The organism is Niabella drilacis (assembly GCF_900101395.1).
Taxonomy (GTDB): Bacteria; Bacteroidota; Bacteroidia; order Chitinophagales; family Chitinophagaceae; genus Niabella; species Niabella drilacis.
In genome coordinates this window covers 368,110-391,663 of record NZ_FMZO01000003.1, presented here as the reverse complement: position 1 = coordinate 391,663, position 23,554 = coordinate 368,110, and the positions used below count along the sequence as shown (strand labels likewise).

The 23,554-nt window shown below is 49.1% G+C and carries 25 protein-coding genes; 5 read left to right on the top strand and 20 right to left on the bottom strand.

What is annotated here, in order from left to right; genetic code table 11:
• The 3 genes from BLS44_RS26785 to BLS44_RS07905 all read right to left on the bottom strand — a co-directional run.
• A partial coding sequence (locus tag BLS44_RS26785; RefSeq protein WP_218127708.1) for a hypothetical protein occupies positions 1-198 on the bottom strand: 198 nt, incomplete at its 3' end.
• A gap of 442 nt (positions 199-640) precedes the next feature.
• Positions 641-1,900 (bottom strand): DUF4861 domain-containing protein, encoded by a 1,260-nt coding sequence (locus BLS44_RS07910; protein WP_090389505.1) that lies wholly within the window; start codon positions 1,898-1,900, stop codon positions 641-643.
• A 12-nt stretch (positions 1,901-1,912) separates the two neighbouring features.
• Positions 1,913-2,350 carry a nuclear transport factor 2 family protein gene (locus tag BLS44_RS07905; protein WP_090389625.1) on the bottom strand — a complete coding sequence of 146 codons (438 nt, stop codon included), beginning with the start codon at positions 2,348-2,350 and terminating at the stop codon, positions 1,913-1,915.
• 218 nt (positions 2,351-2,568) lie between these two features.
• On the opposite strand from BLS44_RS07905, the gene BLS44_RS07900 reads away from it, so the two are divergent.
• Positions 2,569-3,126 carry a C40 family peptidase gene (locus BLS44_RS07900; protein WP_090389504.1) on the top strand — a complete coding sequence of 186 codons (558 nt, stop codon included), beginning with the start codon at positions 2,569-2,571 and terminating at the stop codon, positions 3,124-3,126.
• A 71-nt stretch (positions 3,127-3,197) separates the two neighbouring features.
• On the opposite strand, the gene BLS44_RS07895 is transcribed toward BLS44_RS07900, so the two are convergent.
• The 7 genes from BLS44_RS07895 to BLS44_RS07865 form a co-directional block, all read right to left on the bottom strand.
• A complete protein-coding gene (locus BLS44_RS07895; protein ID WP_090389503.1) occupies positions 3,198-3,443 on the bottom strand; it encodes a DUF6952 family protein in 246 nt (81 codons plus the stop codon).
• Positions 3,424-3,738, bottom strand: a complete 315-nt coding sequence (locus tag BLS44_RS07890; protein ID WP_090389502.1) for a thioredoxin family protein — start codon at positions 3,736-3,738, stop codon at positions 3,424-3,426. The genes BLS44_RS07895 and BLS44_RS07890 overlap by 20 nt, the downstream gene beginning before the upstream one ends.
• Before the next feature lie 11 nt (positions 3,739-3,749).
• Entirely contained in the window at positions 3,750-4,385 is a 636-nt protein-coding gene (locus BLS44_RS07885; RefSeq protein ID WP_090389501.1) for a peroxiredoxin, read from the bottom strand.
• Between the two features lie 96 nt (positions 4,386-4,481).
• Positions 4,482-4,841 (bottom strand): hypothetical protein, encoded by a 360-nt coding sequence (locus BLS44_RS07880; protein ID WP_090389500.1) that lies wholly within the window; start codon positions 4,839-4,841, stop codon positions 4,482-4,484.
• Positions 4,842-4,941: 100 nt separating this feature from the next.
• A complete protein-coding gene (locus BLS44_RS07875) occupies positions 4,942-5,601 on the bottom strand; it encodes a phosphatidylserine decarboxylase family protein (RefSeq protein WP_090389499.1) in 660 nt (219 codons plus the stop codon).
• 503 nt (positions 5,602-6,104) lie between these two features.
• Positions 6,105-6,923 carry an energy transducer TonB gene (locus BLS44_RS07870; protein ID WP_090389498.1) on the bottom strand — a complete coding sequence of 273 codons (819 nt, stop codon included), beginning with the start codon at positions 6,921-6,923 and terminating at the stop codon, positions 6,105-6,107.
• A 91-nt stretch (positions 6,924-7,014) separates the two neighbouring features.
• Positions 7,015-7,590, bottom strand: coding sequence for an ExbD/TolR family protein (locus tag BLS44_RS07865; RefSeq protein WP_090389497.1), 576 nt, complete (start codon positions 7,588-7,590; stop codon positions 7,015-7,017).
• A gap of 94 nt (positions 7,591-7,684) precedes the next feature.
• On the opposite strand from BLS44_RS07865, the gene BLS44_RS07860 reads away from it, so the two are divergent.
• Positions 7,685-8,254, top strand: a complete 570-nt coding sequence (locus BLS44_RS07860) for a pentapeptide repeat-containing protein (protein WP_090389496.1) — start codon at positions 7,685-7,687, stop codon at positions 8,252-8,254.
• A gap of 578 nt (positions 8,255-8,832) precedes the next feature.
• On the opposite strand, the gene BLS44_RS07855 is transcribed toward BLS44_RS07860, so the two are convergent.
• The 7 genes from BLS44_RS07855 to BLS44_RS07820 form a co-directional block, all read right to left on the bottom strand.
• Complete coding sequence (locus BLS44_RS07855) at positions 8,833-10,782, bottom strand: M1 family metallopeptidase (protein ID WP_090389624.1); 1,950 nt, start codon at positions 10,780-10,782, stop codon at positions 8,833-8,835.
• Between the two features lie 288 nt (positions 10,783-11,070).
• Positions 11,071-12,072: an aldo/keto reductase gene (locus BLS44_RS07850; RefSeq protein ID WP_090389495.1), complete on the bottom strand. Its 1,002-nt coding sequence runs from the start codon at positions 12,070-12,072 to the stop codon at positions 11,071-11,073.
• A 191-nt stretch (positions 12,073-12,263) separates the two neighbouring features.
• A complete protein-coding gene (locus tag BLS44_RS07845; protein WP_245729141.1) occupies positions 12,264-13,502 on the bottom strand; it encodes an MFS transporter in 1,239 nt (412 codons plus the stop codon).
• Between the two features lie 78 nt (positions 13,503-13,580).
• A complete protein-coding gene (locus BLS44_RS07840) occupies positions 13,581-14,492 on the bottom strand; it encodes a helix-turn-helix domain-containing protein (protein WP_090389493.1) in 912 nt (303 codons plus the stop codon).
• Positions 14,493-14,919: 427 nt separating this feature from the next.
• Complete coding sequence (locus BLS44_RS07830) at positions 14,920-15,678, bottom strand: nucleotidyltransferase family protein (protein WP_090389491.1); 759 nt, start codon at positions 15,676-15,678, stop codon at positions 14,920-14,922.
• A 19-nt stretch (positions 15,679-15,697) separates the two neighbouring features.
• Positions 15,698-16,048, bottom strand: coding sequence for a four helix bundle protein (locus tag BLS44_RS07825; protein WP_090389490.1), 351 nt, complete (start codon positions 16,046-16,048; stop codon positions 15,698-15,700).
• A gap of 87 nt (positions 16,049-16,135) precedes the next feature.
• Positions 16,136-17,605, bottom strand: a complete 1,470-nt coding sequence (locus BLS44_RS07820; RefSeq protein ID WP_090389489.1) for a RapZ C-terminal domain-containing protein — start codon at positions 17,603-17,605, stop codon at positions 16,136-16,138.
• A gap of 192 nt (positions 17,606-17,797) precedes the next feature.
• On the opposite strand from BLS44_RS07820, the gene BLS44_RS07815 reads away from it, so the two are divergent.
• Positions 17,798-18,352 (top strand): gamma carbonic anhydrase family protein, encoded by a 555-nt coding sequence (locus BLS44_RS07815; protein ID WP_090389623.1) that lies wholly within the window; start codon positions 17,798-17,800, stop codon positions 18,350-18,352.
• 11 nt (positions 18,353-18,363) lie between these two features.
• Here BLS44_RS07815 and BLS44_RS07810 read toward each other — a convergent pair whose 3' ends face one another.
• The 3 genes from BLS44_RS07810 to BLS44_RS07800 form a co-directional block, all read right to left on the bottom strand.
• Positions 18,364-19,395 carry an isoaspartyl peptidase/L-asparaginase family protein gene (locus tag BLS44_RS07810; protein WP_090389488.1) on the bottom strand — a complete coding sequence of 344 codons (1,032 nt, stop codon included), beginning with the start codon at positions 19,393-19,395 and terminating at the stop codon, positions 18,364-18,366.
• A gap of 64 nt (positions 19,396-19,459) precedes the next feature.
• Complete coding sequence (gene rsgA / locus BLS44_RS07805; protein ID WP_090389487.1) at positions 19,460-20,386, bottom strand: ribosome small subunit-dependent GTPase A; 927 nt, start codon at positions 20,384-20,386, stop codon at positions 19,460-19,462.
• Positions 20,387-20,452: 66 nt separating this feature from the next.
• Positions 20,453-21,259 (bottom strand): 2,3,4,5-tetrahydropyridine-2,6-dicarboxylate N-succinyltransferase, encoded by an 807-nt coding sequence (locus BLS44_RS07800; RefSeq protein ID WP_090389622.1) that lies wholly within the window; start codon positions 21,257-21,259, stop codon positions 20,453-20,455.
• A gap of 239 nt (positions 21,260-21,498) precedes the next feature.
• Here BLS44_RS07800 and BLS44_RS07795 point away from each other — a divergent pair, with 239 nt between their 5' ends.
• Entirely contained in the window at positions 21,499-22,668 is a 1,170-nt protein-coding gene (locus BLS44_RS07795; RefSeq protein WP_090389486.1) for a glycosyltransferase family 4 protein, read from the top strand.
• A gap of 1 nt (position 22,669) precedes the next feature.
• Positions 22,670-23,236 (top strand): L-threonylcarbamoyladenylate synthase, encoded by a 567-nt coding sequence (locus tag BLS44_RS07790; RefSeq protein ID WP_090389485.1) that lies wholly within the window; start codon positions 22,670-22,672, stop codon positions 23,234-23,236.
• The last annotated feature ends 318 nt before the right edge of the window (positions 23,237-23,554 follow it).

The following is a 23,554-nucleotide window of genomic DNA, read 5'->3' as shown; positions in this document are numbered from 1 at the left end:
AAAAACAGGTCTATGGCCATAAAATGTAGTATGAATAAGCCTTTGGAGGCCAAAAAAGACCTCATCTTTTGATAGCAGGCGCAGCGCGCCGCAAATAATGGTAACAAGCACTTCCAGGGACTTGCCCGTAGCCGCAGCGCGGCGGGAATCTTTTCGGGGAAAACTTAATATTACCGGTGCGCTGCACCGCTGTTCCATCTCCTGTTCGGTACTAATAAGCGCAACGCTGCGCCGCAGCTTTTGCCATTAACCACTATTCCTAAAATTAACCTGACGCGCATGCGATGGCTATCGGGAGCGCGTCAAGATAAAAAACAGGTCTATTACCATAAAATGTAGTATGAATAAGCCTTTGGAAGCTAAAAAAGACCTCATCTTTTGATAGCAGGCGCAGCGCGCCGCAAATAATGGTAACAAGCACTTCCAGGGACTTACCCGTAGCCGCAGCGCGGCGGGGATATATTGGGAAAGCTTATATTACCGGTGCGCTGCACCTCTGTTCCATCTCCTGTTCGTTGCTAATAAGCGCAACGCTGCGCTGCAGCTTTGGCCTTTAACCACTATTCCTAAAATTAACCTGACGCGCATGCGAACCGTCGGGATTCAAATCTTCAAATTATCACATTCCCCAATTATCCAATTACCGTATAACAACCGGTTTTGCAAACCTCTCTACTTCTGCAGACAGCATTTTTTCGAACCCCTGCCTGGAGGCAAAAGTCTTATCGGTCAGTTCCCAGCCAACATAATAACGGTACACCAGGGGTTGCTCTGCGGATGTCTTCAGATCTACAGTGAATACATTGGTAACGTCGGTACCCGGGGAGCTGATATGGCCAAAACCTATTACATTTTTTGCAGGGGTAAGGATGGCCAGTCCCAATTGGTCTTTGTTCTCACTTTGCCGATCATAGGTATAAAGCCCCGCAATTCCCTGGCGGCTGATCTGGTGGTCCTGCCGGCTGTAAAAATCAATGGTACCGGTTACCAGCGATGCGTTTGCCGGTACACTGCTGAAAGTAACCTTATTTTCAAAAAAGTACTGGCCACCCCAGATACTGATCTGTTCTGTAACTGTAATGGGAGCCACACCCGGCAGATATTGCCAGTTCCTGTACTGCAGCTCAAATACAGAACGCAGGGGCCCGTTGCTGACCTCCCTGTAAACCAGCTGCCCCACATTGCGGCCAAACCGGACCAGGGTATCTTTGCCGTTCACTTTTACCCGCAGTGCCAACGCACCGGCTCCCAGCGATTTTCCCACTTTGAGGATATCCATCCCCCATGCCGATAAATTATGGTAGCTGTTAGCCGGGTTGGCGCCTACTTCATCCAAAACCATATCAGGCACCCGCTTTCCCCAGATATCATTCGCGTTCCTTATATCAAAGTATTTCCGGAAGCCGACTTTATCATTTTCCCAGGCCGGTCCTTCCGTCAGGTAGGGCGGTAATTTTTGCTTTGAAAAATCTGTTGGCAGGTTGTTATAAGGCATTGTATCCCGCACTACATTACCCCCGAAGCTATTATCCGGTAACCGGTGTTTTTGCCGTACGTAGCTCCGCACAACCGCCTTTATAGCTGCCGGATGCGCACTGGCCGTTACGGAAAGCTTTTTCTTTTGCCGGGACGCCAGATCGGACAAAAGCACCGCTTCATCCCAAACGCCATCCCCATCCAGGTCATCGAACTGGACCAGCTGCGGGGTATTTTTATCCTTTATAATAATATACTGATGATCATTTAGCGCCGGCAGCTTACGTTTTAGCCAGGCCCTTTTCAATACCACCAATGCATCCTTCCGCTCGGAAGCAGCAGGATTGCTCACCTCTATCGTTGCGGTCTGCGCAAACACAGCGGCTCCCACAGCCATGCCTATTGCCAAAAAGAATCCCTTCATAAGTCTGTCGTTTTACAGGGCTTTTACTGCCTGGCGGGCTACCAGTAACCATTGACTGCCCACCTTTGTCCAAACAGTCATTATTTTCAGCGTGGTATGCCCCGGTTGTTTGTTATCATTGGTATCGGCATCCAGCAGGTGGCGCACAATAGCGGTATTGTTTACAAAATAGATCGTCTGATCCTTGATATCAATCTTAGTAAAATCACTCGCACCGGTTTTGAACGACGCTAAAAACTCCGTCTTGTCCTGCACTTTGCCACTGGAGTGACCGTAAGTCAGTTTCGGCGATGCCAGTGCGCTTAAAACGGGCACATCACTATCCAACATTGCCCGGGTAAGTTTTTTTACGGCGGCTTCAACCTGTTGCGTATTTTTTCCCTGGGCCGCTAAACGCATCCCGGGAGCGAGGGCAATGAATAACAAAAAAGCCAAAAATCGTATCTGCATAATGATCACTATTTAACCTCAAATATACCTGATAATTTTTCAAAACGAAGATCCCTGCCCGGGGTAAATGCATCCGGGTTCCTTATAATTCCTCATAGCGCTCCTGGGTCCCCCTCCTTTACCCAGTTCGGCCCTATTTGCCCGGGTTCCCGCTACTAAAGGGGAGCCATTCAAACCCTGCTGCCCTGATTTGATCATATCCGGCCTATCTTTGACGAATGAAAAAGCCCTCCTTTTTGCTATACCTGGCAGTATTGCTGATATCCGGTTCCTGTGGCTCTTCAAAAAAGAGTACCAGCTCCAACCGGCCGGTCCCTGCTCCAGGCAGCACAGCAACACCCCGTGAGGTTACCGGACCCAGAGCGGCCCTTTCCATGAACCAGCCATTGGACATTGACCGGGAGGAGCTTGTCCGCTATGCAAAAACTTTTTTGGGCACTCCTTATAAATATGGCGCTTCTGATCCCCAAAAAGGGTTCGACTGTTCGGGCTTCCTTTACTATCTCTTCCGGCACTACCAGGTAAAGCCGCCCCGCAGTTCTTACGACTATGAGCATGTAGGCCAAGCGGTAAGTATACAAAAAGCATTGCCCGGCGACCTGATCCTTTTCCGGGGAGAGCACAGCAGCAGGATCGGGCATATCGGCATGATCACCTCGGCTAAGGATCCGCTGAGCTTTATTCACGCTGCAGGAAGCGGCACCGGTGTTATCATCAGCACATTTTCCGGCTATTATAAAAGGCAGTTCGTAAAGATCATAAGGGTGCTGCAGTAAGGAGTACTTTCCACAAAAAAAGAGGCCCGAAAGCCTCTTTGAATCAATATTGTCGTAATACCGCGCCTTCCCTACCGGTCGATAGAGCCCAGTACTTTCTTTGAAAAAGTGTTCAAGGCATCGGATTCCCGCATACCGCTGTTCACCAGCTCATGCACCTCAATAGCGCCACAGAGATTTGTGATCAGCTCACCCGCTACATCCAGCTCTTCATCCTTTACATTCATCTCACAAAACGCTTCCAGCACCTCTACCGTTGCCTGCAGCTTCTCTGCCGGGGCCGCCTGGTATAACTTTCTAATTATTGGTAATTTCATGGAATAATTCGTTTAAAGATGCAGCCTGGTTCGTTTGCACCTGGTTTAATAACGCGCCGTTCTTAAAAGCAGCAAAGGTAGGCAGGTTATCCACCTTCGCCAGTTTACGGGATTCCGGCAGCTTTTCAGCATCTACATAAATGAATGCTACATTTTCATTTTCGCTGGCCAGTTTTTTGAATTTTGGTTTCATGATCCGGCAGTTGCCGCACCACCCTGCGCCATATTGTACCATTACCTTTTCGTTGTCTGCAACCAGCTGCTGTAAATTATCTTCACTTAATTCTACGTACATAATCCTTTTTTTTAATTGTGGCTAAAATAAGCGGCCACTCCCTCCCGGTCTGCGTTCATGGCCTTTTTACCTTCTTCCCAGTTAGCCGGGCAAACCTCTCCGTGCTGCTGCACGTGGGTATAGGCATCAATTAAACGGAGATACTCCTGAACGTTCCGGCCCAGCGGCATATCGTTTACGCTTTCATGAAAGACCTTGCCGTCCTCATCGATCAGGTATGTTGCACGGTAGCTTACATTTGAACCGCTCAGCTTCACTTCACCGGTTGCCTCATTTACATCATAGTCAGCATCCAGGATCCCCAGCTCGCCCGCCAGGTAGCGATGCGTATCTGCAAGGATGGGGTAAGTAACGCCTTCAATACCGCCATTGTCCTTGGGAGTGTTTAACCAGGCAAAATGCACTTCGGCCGTATCACAGGATGCACCAATGATCAGCGTATTCCTTTTTCCGAATTCCTGGATCGCTTCCTGGAAAGCGTGCAACTCCGTAGGGCATACAAAAGTGAAATCCTTGGGGTACCAGAACAACAGCACTTTCTTTTTATTTTCAACGGCTTCTTTATATACATCGATCTTCAAATTGTCTCCCATATCAGACATAGCATCAATGGCCACACTGGGGAACTTCTTTCCTACTAATGACATACTTTTTATTTTAAAAAATTTATGAAATATGGTTCTATGCTTTTCAATTGCGGTGCAAAGGTATCACAAAAACCGGGGCTGGTCAAACGATAGTATCTATAGACCATAGATAAAATCTATAGTTTTAAACATACCATAGATATGCAAAATATCTTTATTCAGGGTATGCTGTTTAGCGATCATTACTGCTTTAACATTCATTTCCACTTTTGTCTTGGACACAAAAGTGGAGCAAAAAGTCAAGTCCGCCACAAGGCGTATTCCGCCCACAATAATCGGATAAGGAATGGTGCTTACATTAGGCGGAACCGATAAAATCCGCGTTGCAGGCCTGTTGATGACCGCCTGTCTACGACATTTTTTTTGCCATCCATTGTCAGCGTCATCACCGCCATTCCACTTGATTTTATCTTTCGCTGTGCGGCGGACGGCACCGCTACAAAGTATCGGGAACAAACAAAAAGGTACAAAGAGTAACCTTCCTGCATAGATTTTGAAGCATTAGTAGCTTTTTGCATGCAGCATTTGGGCGGGGCTTTCACAGATCCGCCTGGCATTACCAGCGGGCCACTACCGTAACACCGCCCACGGCTACATCCCCGATCTTCACATTAATTTTGGCGTCCAGCGGTAACAGCAGGTCTACCCTGGAACCAAATTTGATAAATCCCATTTCGTCGTTCTGTTTCACCTGGTTTCCTACCTGGTTGTAATTTACGATCCGCTTTGCCAGTGCACCCGCAATTTGTTTGGTCAGCACTTCTTTACCACTGCTGTGCCGGTATACATTGGAATGCCGCTCGTTTTCCGTAGAGGATTTGGGATGCCAGGCCACCAGGTATTTTCCCTTGTGATACTGGTTATACACGATGGTCCCATTTACCGGGTTGCGGTTCACATGCACATTCAACGGACTCATAAAGATGGAAACCTGGATCCGCCGATCGTTAAAATATTCATCAGCATCCACTTCCTCAATTACTACAACTTTCCCATCACAGGGCGCAATAACCGCTGTATCATCCATGGTATAGTTCCGGCCGGGGATCCGGAAAAATGATATGATCAGTCCGAACACGATCAACAGGGCTATTTCCAGTATCCAGAAAAGAACCGGATACGCAGGGCACAGGAAATAGCAGCCTACAAAACTTATGATTAAAAAAAGAACCGTGCTGATGGCAATAGTGGCTTTCCCTTCCCTGTGTAGTGTCATTTGCTTTTATTTAGGCGGCAAAACTACGCAAAACCCGTGGCTTTGTGAATCAAATTGATGCACATTCTCTATAAGCTCATTTCGGAGCTAACAGGCAGGGAGGACCAAATACGCCAGGGCCGTAACACTGAGCGCCTGTTTCAAATTCATTCAAAGATTTTCCTGTGACACTTTTTTTGTGTCAAAAAAAAAAAATTGCCACAGGTTTTTTGCCACAAATTCCGATACCGGAGACCCGGCTTTTTAGGTCCCCGCCCCTTCAAAACCAGCAGAAGGCCGACGAAGCGGCAGTATAGTCCCTTACTGTGCTTTGTGCATCTTATTGAAAATGAAGATCCGGGGGCTGTTGAGCGTTTTAATAGACAAAACCCGGTTTTTTTTATGGCGGGTACCACGCCTGAAAGGAAGGTTGCCCCGGACCATAACCACCCGCAGTATACAAAACACCACGGGTGGTACAATAACGCTTTTTTAACAGTCAGACAGATCCCTGCAGCAGGTTATTATTGTTCCATTACCTGGAATGTGATCGGCTGGCTGCGAAAAGCTTTAACCATGTTCCCGTTTTGTACGGCCGGTTTCCACTTTCCTGATTTTCTGATCACCCGGATCGCTTCTGCTCCCATACCAAAACCGGGATCTTTCAGTACCCGGATATCGCTTACCGCTCCGTTTATATCCACCACAAACTGAACAAGGACCCGGTAGTTGCCCGGGGCTGCACCATTATCAACAGGAACCTCCCCTCTCAGGTTGGTTGTAAGAAAACGTGTCCAGTCGCCTGGGTACTCTGCTTCTTTTTCCACTTTTGTAAATGGCAGGTCATCTTTTTCAACAGGTTTTGTTTCAATCACGCCCCTTCCATCCGGAACGCCTTCCGGAGGCACTGCAATGTCTCCCATCTTCACGCCTTCAACATCCTTTAACCCGATCTTTACATCCGTAAGATCTTCCTGTGAAGGTGGTGGCGTTACCACGTCCTTATCCAGCACAATTTTAGGAACCACAAATTGTTTGATTTCGATCTTCCTGGGCTCCTGCAATTTGGGGGGCGCAGGCGCCGGGGGCTCCACTTTTTTTGTTTCTTTAATTTCGGTAAGATCCACTACCGTGGTGATAATGGGAACCGGGGCTTTTTTGGATGTTGCTCCTCTTAATGCGGAAGCCCCCATAAACGTTGCGATGACCAGCCCCGTTGCCCCCAGTGCTTTTACCAATCGCCGGTTATAGGTGTTGCGCAGCTCGTAAGCGCCGTAGGCTTTGTTCCTGCCATCAAACAAAATGTCCAGGAAGCTGGCAGAAAGGATCTTTGTTGTTTCCATAATTTATTGTTTTAGTTGTTTAAAGACATGAGGGACCCTGTTGCTGAAACGGGCTTCAGCAATACGGTTCATGAGCCCGTAAAAGGATCAGTCAGGGGATGTATTTCAGCTCCTCGGTACCGGGTGTCATTAAAGCATAGCGTGCAATCTTATTAATGATCATCTCATCCAGCACATTTACAACCGATCTGTAATCGGCGTTCCTGCCGGGTTTGATCATGACCATGAGCTTGCCTTGCCGGCAGTCCTCCGGCGAACGTTTCTCAGCAATGGCCTTTGCTTCACAGGCCGCATCCGGTATATACTGCGCCATTACTTCTTTCTTTTTACGCATCAGTGTGGCTCTCAATTGCGCCGGTGTAACGCGGTGCAGGTTCGCTCCGCCCGGTTTCAGTTCGTCTTCATAGCAGGCAACGGCCCCGTTGTTTCCGATCAATACTGTTAATGCTCCCGTGGCGGCAACACCGGTTGGGGGGCCGTCTTTAGGCATAAACAGGTTCATGGTAGCAGGATCACTCATGGCAGCCGTATAAATAAAAAAGGTGATCAGCAAAAACCCGAGATCCACCATGGGTGTCATATCTATTTTCAGACCGGCATGCCGGAAAACCACACCCCTCCTCTGTTTCCGGGCTACCGGTGCCGCCGCGGCTTCTATGCTGTTCATAGTAAATGTGTTTACTTATTAGATCAGCTTTGCCATTAATTCCATAAAATGTTTATCCGCCGTTTTCCGAAAAGCTATCTTTGAATAAAAAGCCATGAGCCGGTACGTTGAAGATGTTGTTTATGAAAAACAGGACTATACACAGCAAGCGCTGCCCAAAGGGGATTATGAGGGATGCCGCTTTAAAGCCTGCGGATTTTCCGGTGCTGACCTGTCGGCGATCAATTTCATCGACTGCAGCTTTGAGGACTGTGATCTGAGCAATGCATGCGTTAAGCAGGCTTCTTTCCAGGATACGGTATTCAAAAACTGCAAGCTGGTTGGTGTGCACTTTGAAGATGCCAACACCTTTTTATTTTCGCCGCGGTTTGAAAACGCGACGCTGACCCTTAGTTCTTTTTACGGAGTTAAAATGAAGCAGGCTTCCTTTCAGGACTGCATTTTGCAGGAAGTGGATTTTGTAGATGCAGACTGCAGTACGGTGGTATTCTGCCGCTGTGATCTTTCCGGTGCGCGGTTTGAAAATACCAACCTGGAAAAAGCAGATCTTCAAACGGCATTCCACTATTCGATAGACCCGGGCAAAAACCGGATCAAAAAGGCGCTTTTTAGCCTGCCGCATATCACCGGTCTGCTGCACCAGTATGATATCGTGATTAAGTAGGGTCTGCTGTTTAACTACCATTACTGTTTTAACCATCATTTCCACTTTTGTCTTAGACACAAAAGTGGAGCAAAAAGTCAAGTCCGCCACAAGGCGTATTCCGCCCAAAATAATCGGATAAGGAACGGGGGCTTACATTAGGCGGAACCGATAAAATCCGCGTTGCAGGCATGGTGATGACCGCCTGCCTGCAACGCTTTTTCTGAAGTCCATTGTTGGCGTCATCACCGCCATTCCACTTGATTTTATCTTTCGCTGTGCGGCGGACGGTCCGGCAACAACGTATCCGGGACAAACAAAAAGGTACAAGAGCGCAAAGTTTCTGCACAGATTTTGAAGCATCAGTAACTTTTTTCATGCAGCATTTAGGCGAGCCTTTGCCCGAAGTCCGGGTTATCATTCTCTGCTCTTTCTTCCTATGGAGATCCTCATCTGCAACCAGCCCCTGCAGGGAATGTAAACGGGCCATCGTATGCCAGGCAGGCGCATGGTTCTAACGTTGAACATTGAACGTTAAACTAAAGAAGGCCCATGGAGCGCACGGACCAGGCGTAAAACGGCAACCCTCAAACAAAATCCTATCTCCCCGTCCAGGTATTATTGGAACGATCCCAGTCGAGGATCTTTTTATCGGGGTCGATCGTTACTTCCATGATCTGTGTGGTTGTGGCCACCTCAAAAGCATAAGTGCCGCTGCGCTGCCATATTTCAACCGGGAGCTGTATGATTTGCTCTTTGCCGTTACGTTCCTTTACCAGGACCGTTACCGGCATCGGCATCTGCTGGAGGTTCTCTATGATGATCTGTGCGCCATTGGCCGGTACACTATTATTGTATTTTACGCTGCGGACCGCCTGATCGGTCTTCCAGTTGTTGAATACCCATCCCCTCCAGAACCAGGCCAGATCTTCTCCGCCTACATTCTCCATCGTACGGAAAAAATCCCAGGGTGTGGGATGTCTGAAGGCCCACCGGTTGATGTACTCCCGGAAAGCAGCATCAAAACGTTTTTCGCCCAGCACCACATTTCTCAAAGCCTGTAACATCAGCGACGGTTTAAAATACGCGGTGTTGCCAAGATTTGCCTGCTGTACCACATCCGGCGCGGTCATTAAAACATCCCCCTTGTCGCTGAAGACCGATTTTACGGTTTCACCTACTGCAGGATCGTCAAAATAACTTTGCTTTTTAAACTCTCCGTTATTAAAGGCGGCGCTGGACAAGCCATTGATAAAGGTATTAAAACCTTCGTCCATCCAGGCATATTTGCGTTCGTTGCTGCCTACGATCATGGGAAACCAGGTATGGCCGAATTCATGATCTGTTACGCCCCACAAGTCTTTTCCTTTCGACTTATAGCTGCAAAATACTATACCCGGGTATTCCATTCCCCCAACAATACCCGCCACATTTGTAGCCACGGGGTAAGGGAATACAAACAAATGCTTTGAATAAAATTCGATACAGCCCTTTACCATTTCCGTACTGCGCTGCCAGCCATCGGCTCCGATGCTTTCCACGGGATAAGCGCTCAGGGCCATTGATTTTTTACCTCCCGGAAGATCGATCTGTGCACCATCCAGTACAAAGGCATTGGATGCGCCCCAGGCAACATCTCTTGTATCCTGAATCTTATACCGCCAGGTTGTGGTTCCTTTCCTGTTGCTCATTCCGCTTTTGCCGATCTCCTCTGCACTCCGGATCAGTACGGTTTTATCGCTCAGCTTTGCCGCGGCGTACCGCCGGGCCTCTTCCGGAGTAAAACATTCCGCAGGATTCAACAATTCGCCCGATCCTACAACAATCATATTTGCCGGGGCCGTAACGCTATAGCTGATATCTCCATATTCAAGATAAAATTCACCCTGCCCCAGATAAGGCAGCACATTCCATCCCTGGATATCGTCATACACGGCCATGCGCGGGAACCACTGTGCAATCTCATATATCCATCCGTTCCGGGTATTCATCCTGCCCATCCGGTCGCTCCCGTATTCCGGTATTTCGAAGGAATATTCAATGGTCAGCTTCAGCTTGCCTCCCGCTGCCTTCAGAGGACTGCTGAGCCAAACCTGGGTGCGGGTATCAGAGGTCATATATTCAGGCGTATACTTTTTCCCGTTCTCTTCTATAACCATGGACCGGATCACGTCTCCTTCCGTAAACATGGTATTGGCCCATCGGCCACCCGATGCCGTGGTAGTGGCCGAGGCGCGGGAGTCCTTACGATAGGTATTCTGATCGGTCTGCAACCAGAGGAACTTCAATGCATCGGGACTGTTATTAGTATAAAGTATCTCCACCTTTGCAGCAACGGTGTGGCCGGCTGTATCCAGTGTACTCACTATATTGTAATCAGCCCGGTTCTGCCAGTACCGGGGGCCGGGCTCACCGGAGGCGCTCCTGTATTCATTTCCTGCAGAAGGATAAAACAGCGGGGCAAAAGCCTCCGCAGGATTATAGTTTGACTGTGCCCCAACTGCAGCAGATACGACCGTAAAAATTGCCAGCAGGCTACTTTTCTTCATATAATAGACATTTACCCCGATGAAAAATGGCAAAATAACCATTCTTTTAGCATCCGGGGTAACAAAATATGACAGGCCGTCTCAAAACGGTACCAATGGTCCGCGGGACTACAGGATATGATCGATATGCTGCCTCCTGAGCCGGCAAGCAAAGGGAAGCAGTGTAAGGAACAGGAATAAACGCATTGTTTTAAGCTTTGGAATGAAGACGGCCGGCAAAAGCATTGCCGCAACAAAGCAGGAGCAAATTAACATTTCGTTTAGGCAATCCTGCCCGGCCGGACCCGGCTACCGGTTTACCAGCTTCATCGCGCCCTCGCTGTAACGGGCGCCGGTGTGGGGATACTTCTTTACCAATGCCTCAATAGTTTCCAGCTCTCCTGCAGTTAAAGCGATTGCCGCAGCACCGGCGTTCTCCTCCAGGTATTTCCTTTTCTTGGTTCCCGGGATCGGGATCAGATCATTTCCCTGTGCCAACACCCAGGCCAGGGCCAGCTGTGCAGGAGTGCAATTTTTATCCTTTGCCAACGCAGCAAACTCCTGTACCAGCCGGTTATTGTTCTCTGCAACATCTTCCTGATAACGGGGCAGGGTTCTTCTGAAGTCATTGTCTGCCAGCGCGGCGGTATCCAGTGTATTGGTCACCAGCCCTCTTGCCAGCGGCGAATAGGGCACCAGGCTGATCCCCAGCTCGCGCACGGTATCCAGGATGCTCCCTTCCACATCTCTCGACAACAGCGAATATTCGCTCTGCAACGCTGCTATCGGATGCACCGCATGTGCTTTACGGATAGAGGCCGCGGAGGCCTCGCTTAACCCCAGGTAACGGACCTTACCCTGTTTAACCAGGTCGGCCATGGCGCCTACCATTTCTTCTACCGGTACATTGGGGTCAATACGATGTGCATAGTACAGGTCAATGGTATCGATCTTTAACCGCTGCAAACTCTTATCCACCGCCTCCCGCACCCATTCAGGCCTTCCATCAAAATAAGTACCTGCGGCATTGCCGGGACCGGCCACACCGTTCTTAAAACGGAACCCGAACTTGGTAGCAATAAATACTTTGTCGCGATTGGGCACCAGCACTTTTGAGATCAGTTCTTCATTGGCACCGTCGGCATACATATCTGCCGTATCCCAGAAGTTAATACCAAGGTCCAGGGCTTTGTGTAACGTAGCAATGCTCTCCGCATCATCAACGGGCCCATAGGCAAAGCTCATACCCATACAGCCCAACCCGATCGCGGAAAGGCTTTCTCCTGTTGCTCCTAATTTCCTGTATTGCATATTTTTCTTTTTTAGTGAGATGTGGAAGGTTTTTTAGTGAGATGTGAAAAGTTTTTTAGTGAGATGTTATTTGCGAAATGTGAATCGTCAATACATTGCGGACCAGATGAGCAATGAAGGGAACGATGAACTGAGCGTAGCAACCCGGATGCCACCGGTACCACAGCTGACTCCATAAAAATCAATACCGTTTAAACCTGCTCCGGTTCTTTTTTGAGTAACAGTTGTAAGACCAAAAAAGCAATGCCGCCCATAATGAGGTACCCATAACCCAATACAGGCTGCGATTGGGGACGCAATATTCCTACCACTGTGTAGCTGGTAACCGCTGTAACAATAAAGTTGGCACCTCCGCTCAGTCCGCTGGCAAGGCCGGCCATCTGCGGAAACCTGCCCAGGCAATACGCAAAATAATTATTGAAAATAAATCCTACACATACGTGGATCAGGAAAGCAAAGAACAGCAGGGTATAGAGATTGTATACCCACACTGCGGTAACGATCATGAGCAGCGTTGCCAGCAGCTGCGCCGCATTGCTTCTCCTCAGTTTGGGCAGGAATGCTTTATTTAAACTGGCTTTGCCCAGGAAGCCTCCACACATCCAGGCCACCCCCATCACGAGTGCTCCATAGCCCGCTACCACGGAAGAATAATGCATCTTATGCTCAATGATAAAGGCCCCTGCCAGACCAAAGATCATGGTGGTACCATAACAGAGACCGCAGATCAGCAGCCCATAAGCGAACACCCGGCTACGCATCATGAACCGGTAATCCTGCAATAGCGCTTTCCAGTTGAAGTTCCGGTATACCGGAACCGTTTCACCGGAAAATGTCCACTCCAAAACCAGCATCAGCAACCCATAAACGGCCAGCACACAGAAATTTGCCTGCCAGTTGAAATACTGCTGCAGATAGCCGCCGATAAACGGTGCGATCACCGGGGCAGAAGACCATACGATAGACATAAGGCTAAGGTAGTGCCGGCGCTCTTCCCCTTCATATACGTCTACAAAGAATGCGCGTTTGGCCACTACTATAAAACCGGTAGTGATCCCCTGCACGATCCGCATGGCATAGATCCATTCGATCTGTTTTGTAAAAATGATCACGATATTGCTGACAATAAAAACGGCCAGGGAAACCAGGGTAAGACGGAACCGCCCATAACTGTCGATCAGGCTCCCGGTTACAAACTGTGCCAGGCCATAGCTTACCAGGAACAGGCTCAATGTCAGTTGCACAGCCGCCTCCGGCTGGTGCAGCTCCAACGCCATATGCGGCATTGAAGGAATATAGATATCGGTTATTAACCCGGATAGGGGGATCAGCAAAAAAGCGATGAGCGTAGCGGCTCTTTTATTTTTTGGCGGCAGCCGTCTTACGCCGGGCCGCTGTTGACGTGATATCATGGATTGTGTAGGGATCATACAGGTTCTTTTCCACCACAAAATTAAGTACCACCGGCTACTGCCCGGCTACTCCAATCAAACCATTACTTACAAAAATCAAACAATTGATCTCCGAAGCGCTGTGGGACTCTGCCCTGTTTTTTTCTTATAAAAACTGGTAAAATGTGCCGGGTACTCGAATCCCAGGCTGTAGGCAATCTCCGAAATATTCCAGTCGGAATGTCTTAAAAGCGCAGCAGCTTCCTTCAGTACCCGGTCCGATATATGTGCAGAAGTGGTTTTACCTGTTTGTTCCCGTACAGACCTGTTGAGATGGTTTACATGCACGGATAGCTGGTGCGCATAATGCTGCGGCGCCCTCAGCTGCAGTACGAGGTCCGGCGCATCGATCGGAAACTGGCGCTCCAGCAGTTCCAGGAAAAGGCTGGTAATGCGCGCAGCCGCATTGACCGGCTTTTCAAACCTGTCGGTAGCGCACCATTTCATAGCTTCATGAATGACCAGGTGCAGGTAGTTCCGGAGCATACTGAATTTGTGGGTATAGTCTGAATGCATCTCCTGCGCCATCTTCCGGAAGATATTGCTGATCTCTACCTGCTGCTCTTCATTTAAAAAATAAACAGGGCGGGCCCCTGCTTTGAACAATGGTGAATCCTGCAAACTGAACATGCGCTCATCGTGGCGGATAAAATCTTCTGTAAAAAGGCAGAACCAGCCCGCCTGATCGGCAGATTCCGCCTCCCAGGAATAAGGCACAAGGGGGTTGGAGAACATCAATGCCGGGCGATCAATATAGACCCATTGGTTGGCATAGTACAGTTTGCCCGTACCAATGATATAGGATACTTTGTAATAATCGCGCCTGGAATAACTGGTGTGCTGAGAACAGAATGATCTTGGAAAGATATTAAAATGCCCCAGGCCCAGGCCTACATTGTGCAGGGACAGTTTTGAAGTATTCTGATTGATCCTTTTATAAAAGGCTTCAATAGTTTCCGGCTTTTCCATAAATCAAAGTTACAGAAATCAAACAAATGCAAGCCAGCTATCACTTATCTCCGCAGGGCAAACGCATTTTATATCAGCATTGATCAGCTCCGGGGGAGCATTGGGTTTATAGCAAACAGGTTGTTTTGATCAACCGGGCTCCAAAGGAGCCTCGTGTTTGTTTAGCCCCGGCAATTTTGCGCGGCTCCTGCAGGAGCCGGGGGATCTCTTTAATACCCTGCTACAAACAGGGGTACTTACAGTGCCTGGTAGTGTTTTTGGTTCCGCTTTTTTCACGCAATTCAGATGCGTTTGCCTTGCTTATCTCTATAAGGCCCGGCCTGTTTTCCGGAAAATATGCGGCAACGATATGCGTGGTCCGTTTCCCGAAGCGTCCTTTGTGCAGGTCCTTTAACAAACAGGTTGGCAGGGTGCCGGCGGCCTTCCCTTACCGGGGAAACATTGCCTCCGCTATGGCCACGCTCTCCGGCTTACCCACATCCACCCAGCGGTCGCCCTTATGCTCCATCCCTTTTATAGTTTGGCTTTTTGCCAGGTGCAGGTAAAGGTCGATAAGAGAAAATTTTCCTGTAAAGGGAATCAGATCCAACACTTCATAGTTGAAAGCCACTACACAATCGTAAGCCAGCGGACGCAATGAGGCCGCCGGTTTTGAGATCCGTTGTTCCCCTGTTGTAATATTCTGCCAGCCGCATAGTGTATTTTCTTCATCAAACAGCAGGTAGCGCGATGTTTTACGGCTGCTTACCATCATTGAGATCAACGGTTTTTGCTTTTTGTGAAAAGCTATAAGCGCATTGATGTCCAGGTCCGTAAGGATATCCGCATTACAGGTTATAAACGGCTCTCCCGGTGTAAAAAGCGCTTTTGCTTTTAAAAGGCCACCGCCGGTTTCCAGCACCGCATCGGTTTCATCGCTGATCAGCACTTCGCTGCCCCAGCCCCGGTTCTTTTCAACCGCTTCAATGATCTGATCGGCAAAGTGGTGCACATTCACGACGATCCGGTCTATGCCATATTGCTGTAAATATTCAATGTTCCGTTGCAGCAGGCTTTTCCCGTTGATCACGGCCAAGGCCTTCGGATGCCTGTCTGTCCAGGGTTTAAAACGGGTTCCCAGGCCGGCACAGAAGATGAGGGCCTGGCCGAAGGGCTGGTGGCTTATAGTCAATGGTCGATGGTCCATAGTTATTTTCGTTGAACAATTACATCGAGGCTCTTAAACTTGTAATCATTTTACAGAGCATCTCGTATTCGTCATAATACTTTTGTTTTATTTCTTCAGTTATGTAATTACGCATCCTGGCTAACAGTAACGCACTGACCACTTCAACAGCTGAACGTAACGAAAAGCCAAGAAACCTCTTGAATTCAGCATTCGTCTGCCCGGTAGACCCCTCTGCAATATTCAGTGCCACCGAATCAGCAGCCTTCTTCATTTGGGTAGAAAGACTATATTTCTCCTCCGGTGGAAACCCCTTTGTTAGCGAATCAATCTGATTAGACAAATTTGCTGCACTATGCCATACTTTTAAATTTTCAAATTTGAATGCCATATCCGAAATTTTACAAAACTATACAGACCCTATCTCTATTATAAAAGTATCCGCCGGAATTCAGTTTTATGGACAATGGACCATGAACTATCGACCCGAGTTTTCCCAGTTCTTCGCATCCTGCACCCAATGGTTCAGCGCTACTTTCACTTTGAACTTATTCTTCAGGTGCCGGGCCAGCGCATCTGCTGCATATACGCTGCGGTGCTGCCCCCCGGTACAGCCAAAGCTGACCATCAGGCTGCTAAATCCCCGCTTTATAAAATCCTCAACCGTTATATCCACTACATCAAAAACACTGTGCAGGAATTCGGGCATCCGCGTTTGCTGTTCCAGGTACTGGATCACTTCCTTATCCCGTCCGGTTTGCGTCTTCATACTTTCTATCCGGCCGGGGTTCAGGATCCCCCTGCAATCGAATACAAAACCGCCGCCATCCCGATCACTATCGGGATCATCGGCTGCCGGAAGTCCTTTTTTAAATGAAAAACTGGATACTTTTACGACCAACGGTGTTGCTGCTGTTGCCTGAACAGGGGTGAACTGTTCAATGATCTCATCGGCTATACACAACTGCAGCACTTTATCAAATTCGGGCACCGAAATACCCATTGCGTTTTCATGAAGGAAGGCGCGCAGGTTTCTTAATGCCAGCGGAATGCTTGTAAGAAAATGTGCTTTGCGCTCAAACAATCCCCTGAACCCGTAAGCGCCCAGCACCTGCAGCAGGCGGATCAGCACATAACCGTTATACTGACTTACAAATGCCGTCCGGTTGAGCGGCTTGTCCAGCAAGGGCTCCAGTGCATGCATATAATCGACCAGCAGCCGTTCTTTCCAGTCTTCAGAAAGGTTGGCTCTTGCCTGCCAAAGCAACGAGGCCACATCATACTGGGGAGCGCCTTTCATACCTCCCTGGTAGTCGATAAAATGTACCGAACGATCTTCCATTACCTGGATATTGCGGCTCTGGAAATCGCGCATCATGAAAAATTTATGATCCGTATGTGTAAGGTAGGTGCTCAGCGCTTCAAAATCATCGATCAGCGCCTGTTTATCGTAGGGCTTACGCAGGGCATCCAGGAAATAATATTTAAAGTACAGCAGGTCCGCCATAATTGCCTGCTTGCCAAACTCCTTGTTGGTTAAACACTTATCATAATCCAGTCCTTTATCGCCCAGCACCTGTACCCGGGCCAGTTCGCCAAGGCTGTTTTTAAACAGTTCATATACGGGCGCCGTTTCCCCCTGTTCCTCAAGATGATTGATCAACGATATATTCCCATAGTCGTCCTGGAGATAATACATCCGGTCCGCACTGATCGCGAGAATGTTTGCTACGGGTAATTGCCGTTTCTGAAAATGATCTGAAAAATAAAAGAACGATTCATTTTCCTTTATGTTGGCACCATAGGTTCCGATAACGGATTGCCCGTTCTTCCAGACCCGGAAATAGCGGCGCTCACTGCCGGCCTGCTGCAGCACATCAACGGAGTCCGGCGTCTGCCCGCTCCACTGGTGATACAACCCGGCTATTTTATCTATTTTATCCTGCATGCGGCAAAAATAGCTTTTAGCGATCAGCTTTCAGCTATGGCCACCTGAGAATTTTCCAGCCATCGATCAGCTGATGCCAGGAGACCGAAACCGCGCACCCGGCCCCCGTATTTTTAAATTTCCGAATGCGCACATTTTCACATTATGCCTCATTCCTGATCCTTTTTGTACCTTAGCGGCAAAGCTTATTTTATGGCAGTAATATTACCGGTAGAAGGAAAATACCCGCAGATCGGCGCTGATTGTTTTGTAGCCCCCAATGCCACCATTGTTGGCGATGTAACCGCAGGAGATGCTTGCAGCTTCTGGTTCAATACCGTGGTAAGGGGCGATGTAAATTTTATACGTATCGGGGCCAAGGTCAATATACAGGATGGGGTGGTGATCCACTGCACTTACCAGAAATGCGGTACCACCATCGGCAACAATGTTTCCATCGGGCATAACGCCATTGTACACGGATGTACGATCCACGACAATGTGCTCATAGGCATGGGCGCCATTATTATGGATAATGCAGTGGTGCACAGCAATTCCATTATAGCCGCAGGTGCCGTGGTGCTGGAAAATACCATTTGCAGCCCGGGCAGTATCTACGCCGGAACCCCGGCGAAAAAGATCAAGGACATTTCGCAGGAATTACTGAGCGGGGAGATCGACCGGATCGCCAACAACTATATCAAATACGCCGGCTGGTTTAAGGAGGCCAACGAAGCAGACCGCTATTATAAAAAGGACCAGGAATAAAGGGGGCGCCTCTATTGGTAAATCCGCACCTCAATCGTTCCATCTTCCCTAACCGCACCCCGATACATTCCCTTTGTGTTAAAAGGCATGGCCATATGCCCCTGCTTGTCCAGGATGATCAGGCCGCCATCGCCGCCCATTTCCCGTACCTTATCCAGCACCTCGCCGGCGGCCCTGCCAACCGTATATCCTTTGTACTCTATAAGATCCGAGACTGTTTTGGCCACCACGTTCCGTATAAAAAACTCGCCCCACCCGGTGCAGGAAATACCGGCTGTTGCATTGTTGCAATAGGTACCGGCGCCGATAATGGGGGAATCGCCCACACGGCCGTATTTCTTGTTGGTCATGCCCCCGGTCGATGTGCCTGCTGCGAGATTTCCCTGCCGGTCCAGCGCCACGCATCCGACCGTTCCAAATTTTTGGTCAACGTTGATTGCCGGCGCTGCGGAAGCCGCTTTGCCATCATGCCCCTGTGTAGTCCGGGGCGTGTCTGTTTTCAGCGCCCGCTGCAGACCCTGCCAGCGCTCTTCAGTACGAAAATACCCGGGATCCACCGGCACCAGACCCGCTTCCTCTGCAAACAACTCCGCTCCTTTGCCGGTGAGCAACACATGTTCTGATCGCTCCATTACGGCCCGCGCAGCAGATATAGGGTTCCGGATAGTTGTTACCCCTGCAACAGCACCGGCCTTTAAGGTACGGCCATCCATAATGGCAGCATCCAGCTCATTGCGCCCGTCGTGTGTAAAAAAGGCCCCCTTCCCGGCATTAAAGAGCGGATCATCTTCCAGCACCCGGATAGCAGCTTCCACAGCATCCAGGCTGCTTCCCCCTGTTTGCAGAATATGGTATCCGCTCTGCAAAGCCCTGGTTAGCGCGGCTGTATACCGTTTTTCTTTTTCGGGAGACAGGTTCTCTTTTACGATAGTGCCGGCGCCTCCATGTACGACCAGTACATATTTTTGCTGCTGGGCAAAAACAGCAAGGTACATTACCATAAACAATGCTATCAGCACTGATCGCCTGTTGCTGTATTCCATAAAACAGATTTAAAAAATTCCTGTCCACAGCATGATGCTGCCGGAAAATGTGTTATAAAATGACTCAGTAATCTTTTTTACCCATGCTCTCAAAAATATTCAGGTAGCTGATATAACGTTCCTCATAGATCATACCGCTTTCAACCGCTGCCTTTACCGCGCAACCGGGTTCATTGATATGCGTGCAGTTATTGTAACGGCATTGATCCAGCCGTTCGCGCATTTCGGGAAAATAATGCGACAATTCCTCCCGTTCGAGGTTGGTAATAGCCAGCTCCCGGATGCCCGGCGTATCAATGATCCGGCCGCCTTCCGGCAGATCGTACATGGTGGCAAAAGTAGTGGTATGCATGCCTTTGCCGCTCCAACCGCTTACATCCTGTGTTTTTATACCCTCCTTCGGCAGGAGCATATTGATAAGCGATGATTTTCCTACGCCGCTATGCCCGCTGATGAGCGTGGTTTTGTCCTGTAACAAGCTACCCAGTGCCTCCAGGCCGCTTTGTTTTTCCACGCTCACGGCATACACCTGGTATCCCAGCGACTGATATACGGCCGATAACGCTTCATAAGCTGCCCATTCTTTTTCCCGGTAAATATCCGTTTTATTAAACAGGAGGATGGCAGGTACATGATACATTTCGCAAACGACCAGGAAGCGGTCGATAAAACCGCGGGAAGTGCGGGGCTCCTTTAAGGTAGCAATCAGTATCGACTGATCGAGGTTGGCTGCAATGATATGCTGCTGGTATTTTACACGGGGCGATTGCCGGTTGATGTAATTAGAGCGGGGGAAGATCTCGTCAATCATTGCCGATCCCTCCGCTCCATCTTCGGCCTCGATATTTACCCAGTCGCCCACGGCAAGCGGGTTAGTGCTGGTGATGCCGTCGATTTTGAAAACGCCTTTTATCCGGGCGTTGTGAAATTTCCCGGTTTCATCTTTAACAGTATACCAGCTACCGGTTGATTTATAGACTAAAGCTTTCAAAGTTCCAAGTTTAAGGTTTAAGGTCCAATGTCAGTTGGACCTTAAACGTTGAACCTTAAACAAAAATTATACGCTGATCTTGAAATCGCGCAAAGCGTCGTTCAGACTGGTTTTCAGATCGGTACTTGCCTTCCGCTTACCGATGATCAGTGCGCAATTCACATGATATTCCCCGGCCGGGAATTTTTTTGCATAAGAACCAGGGATCACCACACTTCTTGCCGGTACCCTTCCTTTTCCTTCAATGGGAATGGAACCGCTTACATCGATGATCTTGGTACTTTGGGTCAATACCACATTGGCACCCAATACCGCCTCTTTTTCCACAATAACGCCCTCCACTACAATGGAACGGCTTCCCAGGAAACAACCGTCTTCGATAATTACCGGGCTCGCCTGCAGGGGCTCCAATACCCCGCCGATGCCCACACCACCGCTCAGGTGCACATTTTTACCGACCTGGGCGCAGCTGCCCACCGTAGCCCAGGTATCTACCATGGTACCTTCTCCCACATAGGCGCCGATATTTACATAAGAAGGCATCAGCACCACATTGGGCGCCAAGTAGGCGCCATAACGCGCTACGGCATGCGGAACGGCCCGTACTCCAATATCTTTATAATTCTTTTTCAGCAGCATTTTGTCGTAGAACTCAAAAGGAGGCACATCCCAGGTCTGCATTTTCTGAATACCAAAATACATAAGGATCGCCTGCTTTACCCACTCATTCACTTTCCATTTCCGTCCATCGGGCTCTGCAACACGCAATTCCCCCTTATCCAATGCCGCAATTACTTCATGAATGGCATCTGTATACTTACTGTCTTTTAACAATTCCCTGTTGGCCCAGGCCGTGGTAATCAAGTCTTGCATAATCCTTTTTTGTTCTTTTTGTTCGGGCAAAGATAGCGTTTTGCATTCCAGGTTTCACGTTTAAAGTTTGAGGTTCGGTTCGGTTTTATGCTTTACGTACTTCCTCCTACTCGCTACTTGCCATTCCCTGTTTCCTGTGTGCTATTGACCAATGGGAAGATCATGGAGCAGGAACGGGACCTTCCCTTTCATAGTTCCACATCTTCAAATTCTCAAATGTTCAAATTCTCAGATTAAAAATGACTTTCTTTGCACTTATGAATATCGGGTTCGACGCCAAGAGGGCATATCATAACAATACAGGGCTTGGTTTTTTCAGCCGGGTGCTGATCCGCCTGCTGGCAGATCAATACCCTGAACACACTTATTACCTGTTTAATCCCAGGCCCGGCAAGTCGTTCCAGCCCAACCAGGCAAATATCCGGGAAGTATTGCCCAAGGCCACATTACACCGGCTCCTTAGCGCGGCCTGGAGAAGCCGCTGGGTGACCAGGGACCTCACCCGTATGGGCATCAACCTCTATCATGGGTTGAGTCATGAAATTCCCGCCGGCCTGCCGCAAACGGGCATTCCTTCCGTGGTAACGATCCATGACCTGTTCCCGGAGATCTACCCCGAGCAGTACAAACCCATCGATGTAAAGATCTACCGCGCCAAACTGCGTTATGCCTGCGGGAATGCTACAAGGATCATGGCCATCAGTGAAGAGACCAAAAACCATATTATAAAGATCTACGGCACTGATCCCGGAAAGATTGATGTGATCTACCAGAGCTGCGCCCCCGCGTTTATGGTGCCGGAACCGGAAGAAAAAAAAGAAGCGGTCCGACAAAAATACCAACTGCCGGAGGCCTTCTTCCTGCATGTAGGCACCATCATTGAACGGAAGAACCTGCTGAATATCTGCAAGGCCCTGAACAGCATTCGCAACGATATTCCCATTCCCCTGGTGGTAGTGGGCAATGATGGCGGTTTTAAAGACAAGGTAAAAGCATACCTGAAAGAAGCAGGGCTGGAAGACCGGGTTTGCTTTTTATCGGAGCAGCTGGCCCTGGCGGGAAAGAAACCCTTTGTTGCCACGGAGGACCTCCCGGCACTCTATCAACTGGCAACCGCGATGATCTATCCTTCCTATTTTGAAGGCTTCGGCATGCCGATCATCGAGGCCATGGCGGGTGGCGTACCCGTTATTACCGCTACCACTTCCTGCCTCCCGGAGATAGCGGGTAATGCGGCCTGGCTGGCGGACCCGGATAGCCCGGAAGAAATGGCCAATGGTTTCCGGAAGATCTATAGCGATGCGGCCTTTGCTGCGGCCATGCGCCAACGGGGGCTCGAAAATGCACAACGGTTCCGCCCGGAAGTGTACGCCGGTGATGTAATGAAACTTTATCAATCGATTTTATAGTATGCATTCTTTTGAACAGGATATCCAAAAAAGCATCTCCACACTGGAACAGGGAGGCGTGATCCTTTATCCTACCGATACCGTATGGGGCCTGGGTTGCGATGCAACCAATGCGGAAGCCGTGGCAAAGATCTATGCCATTAAAAAGCGCAGCGACAGCAAGGCTATGATCGTTCTGGTAACCGGTGAACGGGATATCATGCAGTATACCGCTGCCGTGGATCTCAGCCTGTTCGACTACCTGGGAACCGCCGAACGGCCCACCACCGTTATTTATGAACACGGGATCGGGTTTGCGGAAAACCTTACGGCCGGTGACGGCAGCATTGCTATACGCATTTGCAATGATGAATTTTGCCGGGCGCTGATCAAACGCTTTGGCAAGCCCATCGTTTCTACATCAGCCAATGTTTCTGGAGAAGCTACTCCGGCCCGTTTTGATGCCATTTCCAGTACGATCCGCGACCAGGCTGATTATATAGTGGAGCACCGGCGTGATGACCATACGCCGCACCAGCCTTCATCCATCATCCGGTGGAAAAACGGGGAAATAGAAGTGATCCGGTAGAGACAGCGGTCAGCTATTAGTTTTCAGCGATCAGTTTGTGATGCCTGGTTTTTTGTTTTTGGGATCTTGTCTTTCCCCTTTTAGGATTTAAAGCTTCGGTCCGTACCATTTAAAAAACTGCAGCGCAGCGCCAATCTCACTGTCAAATAATGGTAACGGGTCACGAAGGTGCCACGCACGGATAATCGCGCAGCCCTGAACAGGCGATCAGCGACCTGTGATCCGTTGGCTGTATCAATATTCTGCGATTTGGAAATGCCCCGGGGCATTGAGTATAAACCGGATCTAAGATCGAATCAGAAACCTCAAACAAACACA